General features: G+C 59.8%; 15 protein-coding genes. 5 read left to right on the top strand and 10 right to left on the bottom strand.

Features of this window, described 5'->3' with window-relative positions; translation table 11 throughout:
• Positions 1-54: 54 nt before the first annotated feature.
• From gyrB to M1E12_RS19160, 5 genes are all read right to left on the bottom strand, one after another.
• Complete coding sequence (gene gyrB, locus M1E12_RS19180; RefSeq protein ID WP_136539108.1) at positions 55-2,490, bottom strand: DNA topoisomerase (ATP-hydrolyzing) subunit B; 2,436 nt, start codon at positions 2,488-2,490, stop codon at positions 55-57.
• Between the two features lie 141 nt (positions 2,491-2,631).
• Entirely contained in the window at positions 2,632-2,997 is a 366-nt protein-coding gene (locus M1E12_RS19175; RefSeq protein ID WP_113459137.1) for a helix-turn-helix domain-containing protein, read from the bottom strand.
• A complete protein-coding gene (locus tag M1E12_RS19170; RefSeq protein ID WP_113459136.1) occupies positions 2,997-3,554 on the bottom strand; it encodes a Smr/MutS family protein in 558 nt (185 codons plus the stop codon). Before M1E12_RS19170 ends, M1E12_RS19175 begins: the two co-directional genes overlap by 1 nt.
• The gene (gene mltA / locus M1E12_RS19165; protein WP_310242502.1) at positions 3,555-4,670 is read right to left on the bottom strand and encodes a murein transglycosylase A; all 1,116 of its coding nucleotides are present in this window, start codon (positions 4,668-4,670) and stop codon (positions 3,555-3,557) included. It abuts the gene before it with no gap.
• The gene (locus tag M1E12_RS19160) at positions 4,667-5,365 is read right to left on the bottom strand and encodes a Tim44/TimA family putative adaptor protein (protein ID WP_113459134.1); all 699 of its coding nucleotides are present in this window, start codon (positions 5,363-5,365) and stop codon (positions 4,667-4,669) included. Before M1E12_RS19160 ends, mltA begins: the two co-directional genes overlap by 4 nt.
• Positions 5,366-5,524: 159 nt before the next feature.
• On the opposite strand from M1E12_RS19160, the gene M1E12_RS19155 reads away from it, so the two are divergent.
• Together M1E12_RS19155 and secB are read left to right on the top strand one after the other, a co-directional pair.
• Positions 5,525-6,016 carry an FxsA family protein gene (locus M1E12_RS19155; protein WP_479564923.1) on the top strand — a complete coding sequence of 164 codons (492 nt, stop codon included), beginning with the start codon at positions 5,525-5,527 and terminating at the stop codon, positions 6,014-6,016.
• A gap of 87 nt (positions 6,017-6,103) precedes the next feature.
• Positions 6,104-6,580, top strand: coding sequence for a protein-export chaperone SecB (gene secB, locus M1E12_RS19150; RefSeq protein ID WP_113459132.1), 477 nt, complete (start codon positions 6,104-6,106; stop codon positions 6,578-6,580).
• A 52-nt stretch (positions 6,581-6,632) separates the two neighbouring features.
• On the opposite strand, the gene dnaQ is transcribed toward secB, so the two are convergent.
• The 5 genes from dnaQ to M1E12_RS19125 are packed head-to-tail and all read right to left on the bottom strand — an operon-like array spanning position 6,633 to position 10,233.
• Positions 6,633-7,331 carry a DNA polymerase III subunit epsilon gene (gene dnaQ / locus M1E12_RS19145; protein ID WP_479562930.1) on the bottom strand — a complete coding sequence of 233 codons (699 nt, stop codon included), beginning with the start codon at positions 7,329-7,331 and terminating at the stop codon, positions 6,633-6,635.
• Positions 7,324-7,929, bottom strand: a complete 606-nt coding sequence (gene coaE, locus M1E12_RS19140; RefSeq protein ID WP_136539118.1) for a dephospho-CoA kinase — start codon at positions 7,927-7,929, stop codon at positions 7,324-7,326. Before coaE ends, dnaQ begins: the two co-directional genes overlap by 8 nt.
• The gene (locus M1E12_RS19135) at positions 7,926-8,786 is read right to left on the bottom strand and encodes a shikimate dehydrogenase (protein ID WP_479562929.1); all 861 of its coding nucleotides are present in this window, start codon (positions 8,784-8,786) and stop codon (positions 7,926-7,928) included. Before M1E12_RS19135 ends, coaE begins: the two co-directional genes overlap by 4 nt.
• Complete coding sequence (locus M1E12_RS19130) at positions 8,779-9,378, bottom strand: Maf-like protein (RefSeq protein WP_479562928.1); 600 nt, start codon at positions 9,376-9,378, stop codon at positions 8,779-8,781. Before M1E12_RS19130 ends, M1E12_RS19135 begins: the two co-directional genes overlap by 8 nt.
• Positions 9,379-9,411: 33 nt before the next feature.
• On the bottom strand, positions 9,412-10,233 hold the full coding sequence (locus tag M1E12_RS19125; RefSeq protein WP_113459198.1) for a pyruvate, water dikinase regulatory protein: 822 nt from the start codon (positions 10,231-10,233) through the stop codon (positions 9,412-9,414).
• Positions 10,234-10,638: 405 nt separating this feature from the next.
• On the opposite strand from M1E12_RS19125, the gene hemE reads away from it, so the two are divergent.
• The 3 genes from hemE (at position 10,639) to rho (ending at position 13,670) form a co-directional block, all read left to right on the top strand.
• Positions 10,639-11,670, top strand: coding sequence for a uroporphyrinogen decarboxylase (gene hemE / locus M1E12_RS19120; protein WP_479562927.1), 1,032 nt, complete (start codon positions 10,639-10,641; stop codon positions 11,668-11,670).
• Positions 11,671-11,672: 2 nt separating this feature from the next.
• On the top strand, positions 11,673-12,209 hold the full coding sequence (hemJ, locus tag M1E12_RS19115; protein WP_113459127.1) for a protoporphyrinogen oxidase HemJ: 537 nt from the start codon (positions 11,673-11,675) through the stop codon (positions 12,207-12,209).
• Between the two features lie 195 nt (positions 12,210-12,404).
• On the top strand, positions 12,405-13,670 hold the full coding sequence (gene rho / locus M1E12_RS19110; protein ID WP_113459126.1) for a transcription termination factor Rho: 1,266 nt from the start codon (positions 12,405-12,407) through the stop codon (positions 13,668-13,670).
• The last annotated feature ends 27 nt before the right edge of the window (positions 13,671-13,697 follow it).

Here is a 13,697-nt window from a genome sequence, read left to right as displayed (position 1 = left end):
AAAAGCAAAAGGGCCGCATGTGTGCGGCCCTTTTTCGCATCTCCGCTTCAGCGGTTAGATGTCAAGATTGGCGACGCTCAAGGCGTTGTCCTGGATGAATTCGCGGCGCGGTTCGACTTCGTCGCCCATCAGGCGCGAGAAGAGGCCGTCGGCATCGGTCGCATCATTGACCTTTACCTGCAGCAGCGAACGGACGTTCGGATCGAGCGTGGTTTCCCAGAGCTGCTCGGCGTTCATCTCGCCAAGACCCTTGTATCGCTGCATCGACAGGCCCTTGCGGCCCGCTGCGAAGATCGAGTCCAGGAGGGCCCGCGGACCAGACATATCGCTGCGGCCATCCTTGCGGGTCAGCACGGGCGGCTGCGAGTAAATCTCGCGCAAGCGGGCCGACATCTGATCCATATGGCGGGCATCGGCCGAGCCGATCAGCGCCACGTCGACAGAGGCCACTTCCTTGACGCCGCGCACCATGCGCTCGAAGCGCAGGCCGCCTTCATCGGTGACGAAGCCTTGCCAACCGCGCTCGGTATCCTCAGCAATCATGTCCAGACGGCTCGCCACCAAAGCGGCCGTGGCTTCGGCCTGCTCACGGTTGCCCGTCAGTTCGGGATTAAGTGCACCGGCGATCGCTGCCTGCTCGATGACATTGCGATTGTAGCGGGAATGAAGGCCATCGATCAGGGATCGCAGGCGCAGCGCATCCTGGATGACATCGCGCAGGTCCTGTCCGGCACGGACTTCGCCATTGGCGAGAGTAAGTGTCGCTTCCTCGAGACCCATGGTGATGAGGTAATCCTCGAGCGCCTTTTCGTCCTTCAGATACTGCACCGACTTGCCGCGCGCGACCTTATAGAGCGGCGGCTGGGCGATATAGAGGTGTCCGCGCTCGATCAGCTCCGGCATCTGACGGAAGAAGAAGGTGAGCAGAAGGGTTCTGATATGTGCGCCGTCCACGTCAGCATCGGTCATGATAATGATCTTGTGGTAGCGCAGCTTGTCGGCGTTGAACTCGTCCTTGCCGATCGAGGTGCCAAGGGCCGTGATCAGGGTTCCGATTTCCTGGCTGGACAGCATCTTGTCGAAACGGGCGCGTTCGACATTCAGGATCTTACCGCGCAGCGGCAGGATGGCCTGGCTTTCACGCGAACGGCCCTGCTTGGCGGAGCCACCTGCGGAGTCACCCTCGACGAGGAAGAGTTCGGATTTGGCCGGATCGCGCTCGGAGCAGTCTGCCAGCTTGCCCGGCAAGGATGCGATGTCGAGAGCGCCCTTGCGGCGGGTCAGTTCACGAGCCTTGCGTGCTGCTTCGCGGGCGACAGCCGCTTCGACGACCTTGCCGACCAGGATCTTGGCTTCCGTCGGATGCTCTTCGAACCAGGTGCTTAGTGCCTCGTTGACGAGGTTTTCGACGACGGGGCGAACTTCCGAAGAAACGAGCTTGTCCTTGGTCTGGGACGAGAACTTCGGATCCGGGACCTTGACGGAGAGAACGGCAGTCAGACCTTCGCGGCAGTCTTCGCCCTGCAGCGTGACCTTTTCCTTCTTGGTGATGCCGGACGTATCGGCATAGGAGGTAACCTGGCGGGTCAGCGCCGCGCGGAAGCCGGCCATATGGGTGCCGCCATCGCGCTGGGGAATGTTGTTGGTGAAGCAGAGCACGTTCTCGTGGTAGCTGTCATTCCACCACATGGCGACTTCGACGGTGATGCCGTCCTTCTCGCCCTTGATCGCGACCGGCTTGTCGACCAGCGGCTTCTTGGAGCGGTCGAGATAGCGGACAAAGGCTTCGAGACCGCCGTCATAGAGCATCTCTTCCTGACGGATGTCGGACTTGCGCTTGTCGGTCAGAAGGATGCGGACGCCGGAGTTCAGGAAGGCGAGTTCGCGCAGACGATGCTCGAGTGTTCCGTAATCGAATTCGGTCTTGGTGAAGGTCTCCGGGCTCGGCAGGAAGGTGACTTCCGTTCCGGAACGGCCTTCGTAGTCGCCGGTCACCTTCAGCGGAGCATCGGCGACACCGTGGGTGAAGCTCATCTCGTGGATCTTGCCGGAGCGACGGATCTTCAGGCTGAGGCTGACGGAAAGCGCGTTGACCACCGAGACGCCGACGCCGTGCAGACCGCCGGAGACCTTGTAGGAATTCTGGTCGAACTTACCGCCGGCATGCAGCTGGGTCATGATGACTTCGGCAGCGGACACGCCTTCGCCGGTGTGGATATCGGTCGGAATGCCGCGTCCGTTATCGGTCACGGTCACTGACCCATCCGGGTTGAGGGTGACGGTCACAATATCCGCATGGCCTGCCAGCGCTTCGTCGATCGCGTTGTCGACGACTTCGTAGACCATGTGGTGCAGGCCGGAACCGTCGTCGGTGTCACCGATATACATGCCGGGGCGCTTGCGGACAGCGTCCAGTCCCTTCAGAACCTTGATCGAATCCGCGCCATATTCGGCCGGTTCACCATTTTCCGCGATCGGCAAGTCGGTCATTCAGCAATCTTTCCAGTCAATTCTCAAAGGCCCGGCTGATCCGAATCAGCAGCTTCAAGCGTCCCGACTATATGGGTTTTGGCCTGAGTTCCAAAGGCGAGGGCGTCGTTTCTCGTGGATAGACAGGGCTTTTCAACCCCTTCAAGGCCGTTTTTTGGCGCTATCCAGAATATCCTGCATCTGTCGTATCACATCCGGTGACAGGTGGCGAATCAGCTTTGCCAGATCGTTGGCAAACGCGGTGTATTCGGGCTTCATTCCGGCGGTATCGACGACCACCTTAGGGTCGGATCGCCCGGCCACGGAGAAAAGCTCTTCGGCCTCGTCCCAGATGATGTTGAAGTAGCCGGCCACCCGCTGGAGAAAGTCGAAGTTCGGCAGGCCGCGTTTGCCATGCTCCAGCGCCGACAGATAGGCGGGAGAAACTCCGATCGCCGCAGCCATCTCCTTCTGGGAAACGCCCTTTCGTTCCCGGAGCTGTCGAAGCGCGTCGCCGAAGGGAGTCATCAGCGCTCCTGACCGCGGCGAGAGAGCCGCACATAGAGAGCGCCCTCCCCGCCATGCTGGCGGGCCGCCGGTTCATAAGACGAGATCAGAAACCGGAATTCGGGCATGGCGAACCAGAGAGGAACCGCGCGCTTCAGGGCTCCCTCGCTGCCGAGCGAACTTCCCTTGCCCGTAATCACCAGCACATGCCGCAAGCCGCGCTCATGAGCTCGGATAAGGAAGTCGAGGAGCATGCCATGCGCTTCGCTCTGGATGAGACCATGCAGGTCTATCCGCGCTTCGAGCGCCAGATGACCGCGTGACAGCTTGCGCTTCACCGGCTTCTCCAGCGGATGGTGCAGATGCTGCGTGCGTTTGCGCTCGGCTTCGGTCCCGCCGGTCGAGGAAGGCAGCGCAGCTCTGTTCAGCGCAGGCACATCCTTTTCTTCCGGCGGGGCTTCGAACTGATCTTCGAAGGCCAGAAGCTCTTCCATGCGGCCGGGCATGGGGCGGGTCGACCGCGCGACCTTGCCCCAGAGAATGCGATCTTCCGGATTGAGCTTTGGTCCACCCGACACTCAGACAAACCTCTCTGCCGCCTGTTTCGGGATCAGTATATAGAAGTCGGCCGCGTTGCGCACAGCGCCGGCCAGTTCTCCCGCCTGATCTCCCGAACCGGTAAAGATGTCTCCTCGAGCAGGACCTACGATCGCCGATCCCGTGTCGAGTGCCAGCATGGTGCGGGCAAAGTCCCTGCCCCCATCCATGTGGGTCAGGCCCCTGGCGTGAATGAAGAAGGGAAAGCCGAAGGTGTGGATCTGACGATCGACGGCTAGCGACCGCCCGGCAATCAACGGCACCTTGGCTGCTGCGATGGGGCCACGGGAGAGATCATCGACCTCCGCTTCTCGGAAGAAGATGTAGGATCTGTTGTGCCAGAGGATCTCGTCGACGCGCTCGGGATGGGCAGCAAGCCAGGCGCGGATGGATTGCATAGAGATCTCTACCTCGGAAATCTCGCCGAGGTCGATCAAGAGGCGACCGATGCCTGAGAAGGGATGTCCCGCTTTCGCGGCATATGTGATGCGTCGCAACCTTCCATCGGGGTAGCGCAGTCGGGCCGCACCCTGCACATGGGCGAAGAAGACATCGACCTTCGACCGAGCCCAGGCGATCTCGAGGCCCCTGCCCTCAAGCCAGCCTTCGTCGATCGCGCGGCGATCCGGATAGGGCGCGAGCCCCGAATCCGTTTGCAGAGCGAAAGCATAGGCGGGATCGAAACCACTGGGACGGTTGCTCTCGTCGATGTCGACCAGATCGCGGGGGCGGCGATAGAAGGGATGGCGGTACGCGTCGTCGCGCCGGTCGCTGACCGCGACTTCCGGCTCGTAGAATGCGGTAACCAGACCTGAGGCAGTCTCGCGCGGTTCAATCAGAAACGGTCTGGTTTCGCGTTCAAAGAAAGAACGCGCCTCGTCGGCGCCTGCAGGCTTTGTCTCGCCCGCTCGTTCCAAAAGCGCCAGCAGATCATCGGCGGTCAGACCGAGAGCACCGGCCTTATACGGCTTGACCGACTGCAGGTAAGTCCGGCAGTCGGCCATGGCATCCCACAGGGGAGACGGATCATCTGAGCGCCAGCCGGGCAAATCGTCGAACGAAACCGGCTTCAAGCGGCAAGCGGATGCGACACTCATTGTTCCGCTTCGGTCGCGATCAGCTTCCAGTTCGGATCGCGAGAACGCACGTCGCGTGCGAAGGTCCAGACGTCGTTGACTTCAGACACCGCCTCGGAATCGCCGTCGATCATCGTGCCGTCCTTGTCGTAGGTGGCGGTGATCAGCTGGCTGATGATGCGAACGGTGACCTGTTCTTCGTTGTCACGGGCAGAGGCCTGTGTGATCTCGGCTTTCTCGATGCCGACAAAGGTCGACTTCACGGTCTCGCCTCGGCTTTCGCGATCGGCGATGGCGCTTTCGAAGCCGTCGAAGACTTCACGCGAGAGCAGACCCTTCAGGGTTTTGCGATCGCCGTCGGCATAGGCCATCACGATCATCTCGTAGGCGATCTTCGCACCGTTGAGAAACTCCTTCGGATTGAAGCTCGGATCGTGACGAAGCAGTTCGCGCAGCTGGTCGTTCAGCGGCGTGCCAGCCGGTGCATAGGCATCGATTGCGGTGAAACGCTCTTCGCCTGTCGCTTCTTCCCGCCGCGGGAGGGTGACAACCTTGCCATCATCGCGGGTCGCGCCCTTCGGCAGATCACGCTGGGCAAAAGGATCGAATGGCGGTTTTTCATGACCCGTGCGGCGTCCAAGCACGCTGCGAAGCTGAAAGAAGATCAGCACCGCCGCGACCAGGAAGAACAATGTAACGAAATCGCTAGATCCCATGAATACCGCCAGGCTTGATTGAATTTGATTTTTCCATCTCCCATATAGTCTCCAGCGCCGCATCATTCAAATGGCGCAATGCATTCTTTGCATCGAGTAAGCGCCGACTCTTGCGATATCCGGATCACAAAGGCGTTTGGAGCAAGCCATCGCCTTCCCCTGGTGCTTTTCCTGATCGCACCACTCATCGAGATCGCGAGCTTCATCATTGTCGGGCAGGCAATCGGTGTGTTGCCGACGCTTGCTCTCATCGTGCTGTCGGCCGTCGCCGGCGTTGCCCTTCTTCGCTTTCAGGGCGCGGGCATCCTGCGTCGGCTCCAGAGCGAAGCCCAACGCGGCGTCGATCCCGGCCGGGAACTGGTTCACGCCGCCCTTCTCGTCGTTGCAGCCTTCCTCCTGATCGTGCCCGGCTTCTTCGGCGACATCATCGGCATTCTGCTCTTCCTCCCCTTCATCCGCGATTTCGCCTGGCGGCTGATCAAGCCGCGCATCGTTGTGAGCCGGGGCTTTGCCGACGGCGGTTTCCGGACCGCGCGGCGGCCTGATGAGAACGTTGTCGATCTCGGCGATGACGAGTTTCAGCGTGAACCTGGCACCCAGCCGGGAAAGCCTGATTCGCCTTGGCGGGATCCGCGCATCGGTCGCGAGTGAGCGGCCCGGCCATCCGGCGCCCAGGGTTGTAAGGTCAAGTCTCAGATGTTAGATGGCCTTAGCAATTCATCTTCAAGGACACGCCCTATGGCCGACAACACTCAGGGAACGACTTCTCCGTCCCTCAATATTCTCGCCCAGTACATCAAGGATTTCTCCTTTGAAAATCCGGGTGCACCGCGGTCGCTTCAGGCCCGTGACAAGGCGCCGGCCATCAACATCAATGTCAACGTGAATGCCAATCCGCTTTCGGATACCGACTTCGACGTCGTGCTGGCCTTGAACGCTGAAGCCAAGGACGGCGACAAGGTCGTGTTCGTCACCGAGCTGATCTATGGCGGCGTCTTCCGCATCTCCGGCTTCCCGCAGGAGCACATGCTGCCGGTCCTCTTCATCGAGTGCCCGCGCCTGCTGTTCCCGTTTGCACGTCAGATCATCGCCGATGCCACCCGCAATGGCGGCTTCCCGCCGCTGATGATCGACCCGATCGATTTCGCGCAGATGTTTGCTCAGCGCGTGTCGGAAGAACAGTCGCGCGCCAAGAACCAGGCCGCTCCGAACTAAGACGCGTTCCGCAGTCTTGTATGAGAAAGGGCCCTCAAGCGGGGCCCTTTTTTCATGCGCTGTATTTCGACCAGATCGCCTTGCTTCCGAGGCGTGCCACCAGTCGTCCGTGACCCTCGGCCTCGACGGCGGAGAGACGGGCCGCAAGCGGTTTCGGCCGCTCGTAACTGATCTCGATAACTTCCGTGATCTCCGTGGTCTGGCGCCTGTTGTCCACACTCGTCAGACCGAGCGCCGCCTGGCGGCCGCCCAGCATCTCGATATAGACTTCGGCCAGCAGTTCGGAGTCGAGCAGAGCGCCGTGTTTGGTACGATGCGAATTGTCGATGCCATAGCGACGGCAAAGCGCGTCCAGCGAGTTGGGGCCCATCGGATGCTTGCGGCGAGCCAATGCCAGCGTGTCGATGACCATGTCGGCCGGAACCGGCGGTATCCCCAGGCGGTCGAATTCCGCGTTGATGAAGCCCATGTCGAAGGTGGCGTTGTGGGCGATCCACTTGGCACCGTCGAAGAACTCCTGAAGTTCAGCCACGATGCCCGCGAAGGAAGGCTTGTCTTTCAGAAATTCATCCGTGATGCCATGCACGGCGAGCGCATCCGGATGAACCTTCCGATCGCCTGGATTGATATAGACGTGAAATGTCCGGCCGGTCGGAAAATGGTTCATCAACTCGATGCCGCCGATTTCGATGACGCGATCGGCCTTGTTGTCGAGGCCCGTCGTTTCCGTATCGAAAATGATCTCACGCATCTTTAGCTCGCTCCGCCTGCTCGCCCAGTTTCTTCAACAGGGTTTTGACCTGTGACCGTGCCATGTCAATCCCATGGCCGGTGTCGATCACATAATCTGCACGCGCACGCTTCTCCGCATCCGGCGTCTGCCGGGACAGGATGAGCTCGAACTTCTCCGGCGTCATGCCGGGGCGGGACAGAACCCGCTGCCTCTGCACGGCCGGCTCGCAGCTCACCACCACGATCTTGTCGACTCGGCGATCAGCCCCCGTTTCGAAAAGAAGCGGGATGTCGAGCACCACGACCTTTTTCCCGAGCGCCCGCTGCTCATCCAGAAACGCCTTCTCTCTGGCCCGCACCAACGGATGAACCACCGCTTCGAGGTCAGCAAACTTAGCCGGATTCTTCGCCAGATTCTCGGAGAGCTTCTTGCGGTCCACCACGCCATCGACAATGACATCCGGGAACATGGCGCGGATCGGCTCAACAGCGTCTGACCGGTAGAGATCATGCACGACCTGGTCGGCATCGTTGACGGGAACCCCTTCATCGGCGAACAAGGTCGCCGTCGTGGTCTTGCCCATCCCGATCGATCCGGTCAGCCCAACAATAATCATACATGGGCCTCGATATCATCGAGAACAAGCTGCCGAAGTTCCGGCGTCACCTTAGGTCTCTGACCGAACCATTTCTCGAAACCCGGAACCGCCTGGTGCAGCAACATGCCCAGTCCATCGACGGTCGCCAGCCCGACCTCTTGCGCCTGTGCTAGAAACGGGGTGACGAGCGGGACGTAGACGATGTCGGTTACCAGCGCGTTCGATTTCATCTTGTCGAATGCGAGACGTGGCGCTTCCGCGCCGTCCATGCCCAGGGACGAGGTGTTGACGAAGAGGCCTGCGCCATCCAGCAGACCATCCAGTGCCTCCATTCCATGCGCATGCAGCGGCGCTCCGAAGCGATCGACCAGTTCACGTGCGCGATCGATCGTCCTGTTCACCACATGGATTTCGGAGATACCGCGGTCTCGCAGGGACTGGAGGATGGCCCGGCTTGCGCCCCCTGCCCCGAGAACGACGGCACGCTCGGCCTGGTCCCAGCCCGGATGTTCCGCGTCCAGGTTCGACACGAAGCCGATCCCATCCGTGTTGGTGGCAAACACCTTCCCCTCATTCAGCCAAAGGGTGTTGGCAGCCCCCAGTTCTTCGGCCAGGGGATCCACGTGATCCGCCAACTGGCACGCGGCCTCCTTGTGCGGGATCGTGACATTGCCGCCGCAATAGGCGCTTTTCTGCTGCCTCAGGTCCTCGATGAAGCGACCGAAATGCTCCGGTTCGACCGCGACTTTTTCATAGTCACCTTGGAGCCCCAGTTCCCTCAGCCAGTATCCGTGGATCAATGGCGAGCGGGAATGCTTGATCGGATAGCCGGCGACAAAAGCACGCCGGGGAAATGTTTCACGTGAATCACGCATGGTTAATTCCATAGTCACGAAGAGCGGCCAGAAGCGGAAGAAGCGGCAAGCCGAGGATGGTGAAATAGTCTCCGGCTATCGCATCGAATAGCTGGATTCCCTCGCCCTCCAGCTGATAGCAACCAACGCTTGAGAGAACCGCATCGCCATTGCGTTCGAGATAGTCATCGAGAAAGGCATCAGAGAAATCGCGCACTTGCATGCAGGCGCGTGACACCTCGCTCCAAAGGAGATCACCATCTCGGACCAGGCAGACCGCGCTGTTGAGAAAGTGCGCTTTGCCTCTCAACGTCTTCAATGTCTGACGGGCTTCGTCCCTCGAGGACGCCTTGTGGAAGATCCGGTCGCCGAGTGACATCGTCTGGTCGCAGCCAATCACATAGGCGCCGGGATTGCGCTGAGAGACTTCCATGGCTTTGGCGAGCGCGAGATGTTTGGCAACCGAGACCGGGTCTCTTTCATCGGAAGGCAAGCCTTCTTCGACGGCGCGCTCATCTACATCGGCCGGCGCTGCCGTGAACTGCAAGCCGGCATTCTTCAAAAGCGCCTGGCGCGTCTTGCTGCCGGACGCCAGGATCAGAGGGGGGACCATGATAGAGACCTTGAATATGGCAATCGCTCTGGATTAACGCGGCTTCGGACGGAGGGCAACAATCGCCGCAGCCGTCTCCTCGATTGAACGCCGTGTCACGTCGATGACCGGCCAGTTATTCCGAGCACAGAGCGCGCGCGCATATTTGAGCTCCTCCGTGATCGACGCCCGGTCGACATACTCACTTCGATCATAGCCCGGTGTGTTCCCCAGCACCCTATTTTCGCGCACCTGGGAAATGCGATCCGACGTCGCAATCAGCCCAACGACCAAGGGACGCGTCGCTTTCAATAAGCCTTCCGGCAGAGGCACGCCCGGGACGATCGGAAGGTTGGCCGTCTTGATCCCCCTGTTGGCGAGATAGATGCTGGTCGGTGTTTTCGAGGTCCTGCTGATACCGATGATCACGACGTCCGCTTCGTCGTAATCTTCAGGTGCCTGACCATCATCATGGTCCATGGTGAAATTGAGGGCTTCGATGCGCGCGAAGTATTCGGCATTGAGCACATGCTGTGCGCCGACGCGACCGCGCGAGGGTGCGCCGAGATAGGCCTGAAACTTTTCGATGATGGGGGCGAGCACATTCACGCAGGGCAATCCCAGTTCATGGCAGCCTGTCTCGATCAGCGCTGCAAGATCGCCGTCGACGATCGTGTAGAGGACAATGCCCGGCTCTCGATCTAGCGCATCAAGCAGCGCCTTGATCTGCTTCTTGCTGCGGATCAGCGGATAGACATGTTCGATGGCATTGGTGCCCCGAAATTGCGCTGCCGCGGCTCGCCCCGCTGAAATGAGAGTCTCGCCGGTTGAGTCAGAAATCAGGTGGAGATGGAAGAAGTTTTTCCGGTTCTCCACGTTGTTCACCGCGCCCTGTTGATTGTTTGGGATAAGGAGAGGTAGCGGCGAGCGGGCGATCTTCGCAAGAGGAAAAGTGGCGATTTATCCACAATGGCTCCTCGTGTTGGCACCCTCCGACAGGGGATGTGGATAGTGGTGACGATCTTGAATCACTCGCAGAGTGTCGACTCCCGATCCCCAGTTAAGGGATGAATTTCTGTGACGAGAAGCCTCTGGAATCGCGGGTTAATTTCGGGTTATCCCCATAATCCCAGAGTTGCCGGGAGCCGACATGCGGCGCGTTGGTCTGATCATGATCGGACTGGAAGAAGCTGTGGTCCGGGATTAATCCTTGATAGTCAGAGACTCTTAGAAATAGAAGAAGAGTCTATATATCTTTTCTTTATTGAAAGGGCTTGAGCCTTGAGCACGCCGAACCGGAAAGTCCTGGACGTTTTGAATGGGAAGACGGTGACGCCGCCTCCCATTTGGCTCATGAGGCAGGCAGGCCGCTATCTCCCGGAATATCGTGAAACGCGGCAGAAGGCCGGGAGTTTCCTCGATCTCTGTTATTCGCCGGAGTTCGCGACAGAGGTGACGCTGCAGCCGATCAGGCGCTACGGCTTCGATGCAGCCATCTTGTTTTCGGACATTCTGGTCATCCCGGACGCCTTGCACCGCAATGTGACCTTTACCGAGGGTCATGGTCCACGCATGGATCCGATCGATGCGGACGGCATTGCCAAACTGTCTCCTGAAGGTGTGATGGATCACCTGAAGCCCGTGATCGAGACAGTGGGCCGTCTTCGCGCTGAGCTTCCCGCAGAGACCACGCTGCTCGGCTTCTGTGGTGCGCCATGGACTGTGGCGACCTATATGATCGCGGGTCATGGAACGCCGGACCAGGCCCCTGCCCGGCTCTTCGCCTATCGTTATCCCGAAGCGTTCAAGCGGCTTCTTGACTTTCTCGCTGAGGTTTCGGCCGATTACCTTGTGGCCCAGATCGATGCCGGTGCGGATGCCGTTCAGATCTTCGATTCCTGGGCGGGCGTCCTCGGTGAGGCGGAGTTTGAAGCTTTCGCGGTGCGGCCGGTTCGCCGGATCATCGATCTTGTCAAATCGCGGCGGCCTGACGCCAAGGTGATCGCTTTCGCCAAGGGTGCTGGGATCCTCTTGAGGAGGTATCGGCAGGACACCAATGCCGATGCGATCGGGCTCGACTGGTCGGTGCCATTGAGCTTTGCGGCGGAGCTGCAGAAGGATGGGCCTGTCCAGGGTAACCTCGATCCGATGCGGGTCGTCGCCGGCGGTGCGCCGCTCCGGGAAGGCATTGATGCGATCCTGCAGGCGCTGGGCAATGGACCCCTGATCTTCAATCTTGGCCACGGGATTACGCCGCAGGCCGATCCCGGACATGTCACGGAGCTCGTGGCGCAGGTTCGGAGCTTCGGCTGATCATGGAGAAGCAGATCGACGCGCGGCCCGGCCGGCAGGCTGCGAAGAAAGCGGCAACCGCGCTGATCTTCTTCGGCCTGGTTGGAGCCGGCATCATGCTGGCCGGTCCGGATGAGGCCTATCCGTGGATCAAGGCGCTTCACATCATCGCGATCATCTCATGGATGGCCGGGATGCTCTATCTGCCCCGGTTGTTCATCTATCATTCCGATTGCGATCCCTCCTCCGAGCAGGCACGGACCTTTGCGGTGATGGAAGCGCGGCTGATGAAGGTGATCATGAACCCGGCCATGGTGGTGTCCTGGGTGCTCGGTCTTTACCTCGCCTGGCAGGTCTTTGCATTCCAGGGCGGATGGCTGCATGCCAAGATCGCGGCGGTGATCGCGCTTTCGGGTGTGCATGGCTATTTCGCCAAGGCGGTGAAATCCTTCGGTCGGGGTGAGTACATCAAGACGCCGCGCTATTGGCGCATGATGAATGAAGCGCCGACCCTCCTGATGATCCTGATCGTGGTCCTCGCCGTCGTGAAGCCGTTCTAAGCGCAATCGCCGCGGGTCGTATTATTTTCGTGAGCGCGGGCTTTTCACTTGCGGTCGAATCCCCGAGTCGCTATTTTCGCGCCACTCCCTCTTTTGGCTTGCGTATTATTCAGTCATTTGCGGCCTTCGCGATCGTACCGAATTCCACCAGCTCGCCGTTCTCCTTGAAAATTCTATCTGACGTGGTCCCTCTTCATGGCTGAAATGAAGCTACAAGAACTCAAAAGCAAATCGCCGACCGATCTCCTGACCTTTGCCGAATCGCTCGAAGTCGAAAACGCGAGCACGATGCGCAAGCAGGAGCTCATGTTTGCGATCCTCAAGATGCTGGCGAGCCAGGATGTGGAGATCATCGGCGAGGGCGTCGTTGAAGTGTTGCAGGATGGCTTCGGCTTCCTCCGCTCCGCCAATGCCAATTATCTTCCGGGTCCGGACGATATCTACATCTCCCCCTCGCAGATCCGCCGCTTCTCTCTGAAGACAGGCGATACGGTTGAGGGCCCGATCCGCGGTCCGAAGGAAGGCGAGCGCTATTTCGCCCTTCTGAAGGTCAACACGATCAATTTCGAGGATCCCGAGAAGATCCGTCATAAGGTCCACTTCGACAATCTGACGCCGCTCTATCCGAACGAGCGCTTCAAGATGGAGCTGGATGTTCCGACGTCGAAGGACCTTTCCTCGCGCGTCATCGATCTCGTTGCCCCCCTCGGCAAGGGCCAGCGCGGTCTGATCGTTGCACCGCCGCGTACCGGTAAAACGGTTCTTCTGCAGAATATCGCGCATTCGATTACCGCGAACCATCCGGAATGTTACCTCATCGTTCTCTTGATCGATGAACGCCCGGAAGAAGTGACCGACATGCAGCGCTCTGTGCGCGGCGAAGTCGTTTCCTCCACCTTCGATGAACCGGCTGTTCGCCACGTCCAGGTGGCAGAAATGGTCATCGAGAAGGCAAAGCGCCTCGTCGAACACGGTCGTGACGTCGTCATCCTGCTCGATTCGATCACCCGCCTCGGCCGCGCCTACAACACCGTTGTGCCGTCTTCGGGTAAGGTTCTGACGGGTGGTGTTGACGCCAACGCGCTGCAGCGTCCGAAGCGCTTCTTCGGTGCAGCCCGTAACATCGAAGAAGGTGGCTCGCTGACGATCATCGCGACGGCCCTCATCGATACCGGCAGCCGTATGGATGAAGTCATCTTCGAAGAGTTCAAGGGCACCGGTAACTCCGAAATCGTCCTCGATCGCAAGGTTGCGGACAAGCGCATCTTCCCGGCGATGGACATCCTGAAGTCCGGCACCCGTAAGGAAGACCTGCTCGTACCGCGTCAGGATCTGCAGAAGATCTTCGTCCTGCGCCGTATCCTGGCACCGATGGGCACGACCGATGCGATCGAGTTCCTCATCGACAAGCTCAAGCAGACGAAGAACAACGGCGATTTCTTCGACTCGATGAACACCTGATCCGCCCAGCGGAAGCTGGCGTCAGGG

Source organism: Rhizobium sp. K33, assembly GCF_056501445.1.
The sequence above is the reverse complement of the archived record's forward strand: the minus strand, read 5'-3'. Positions and strand labels throughout refer to the sequence as shown.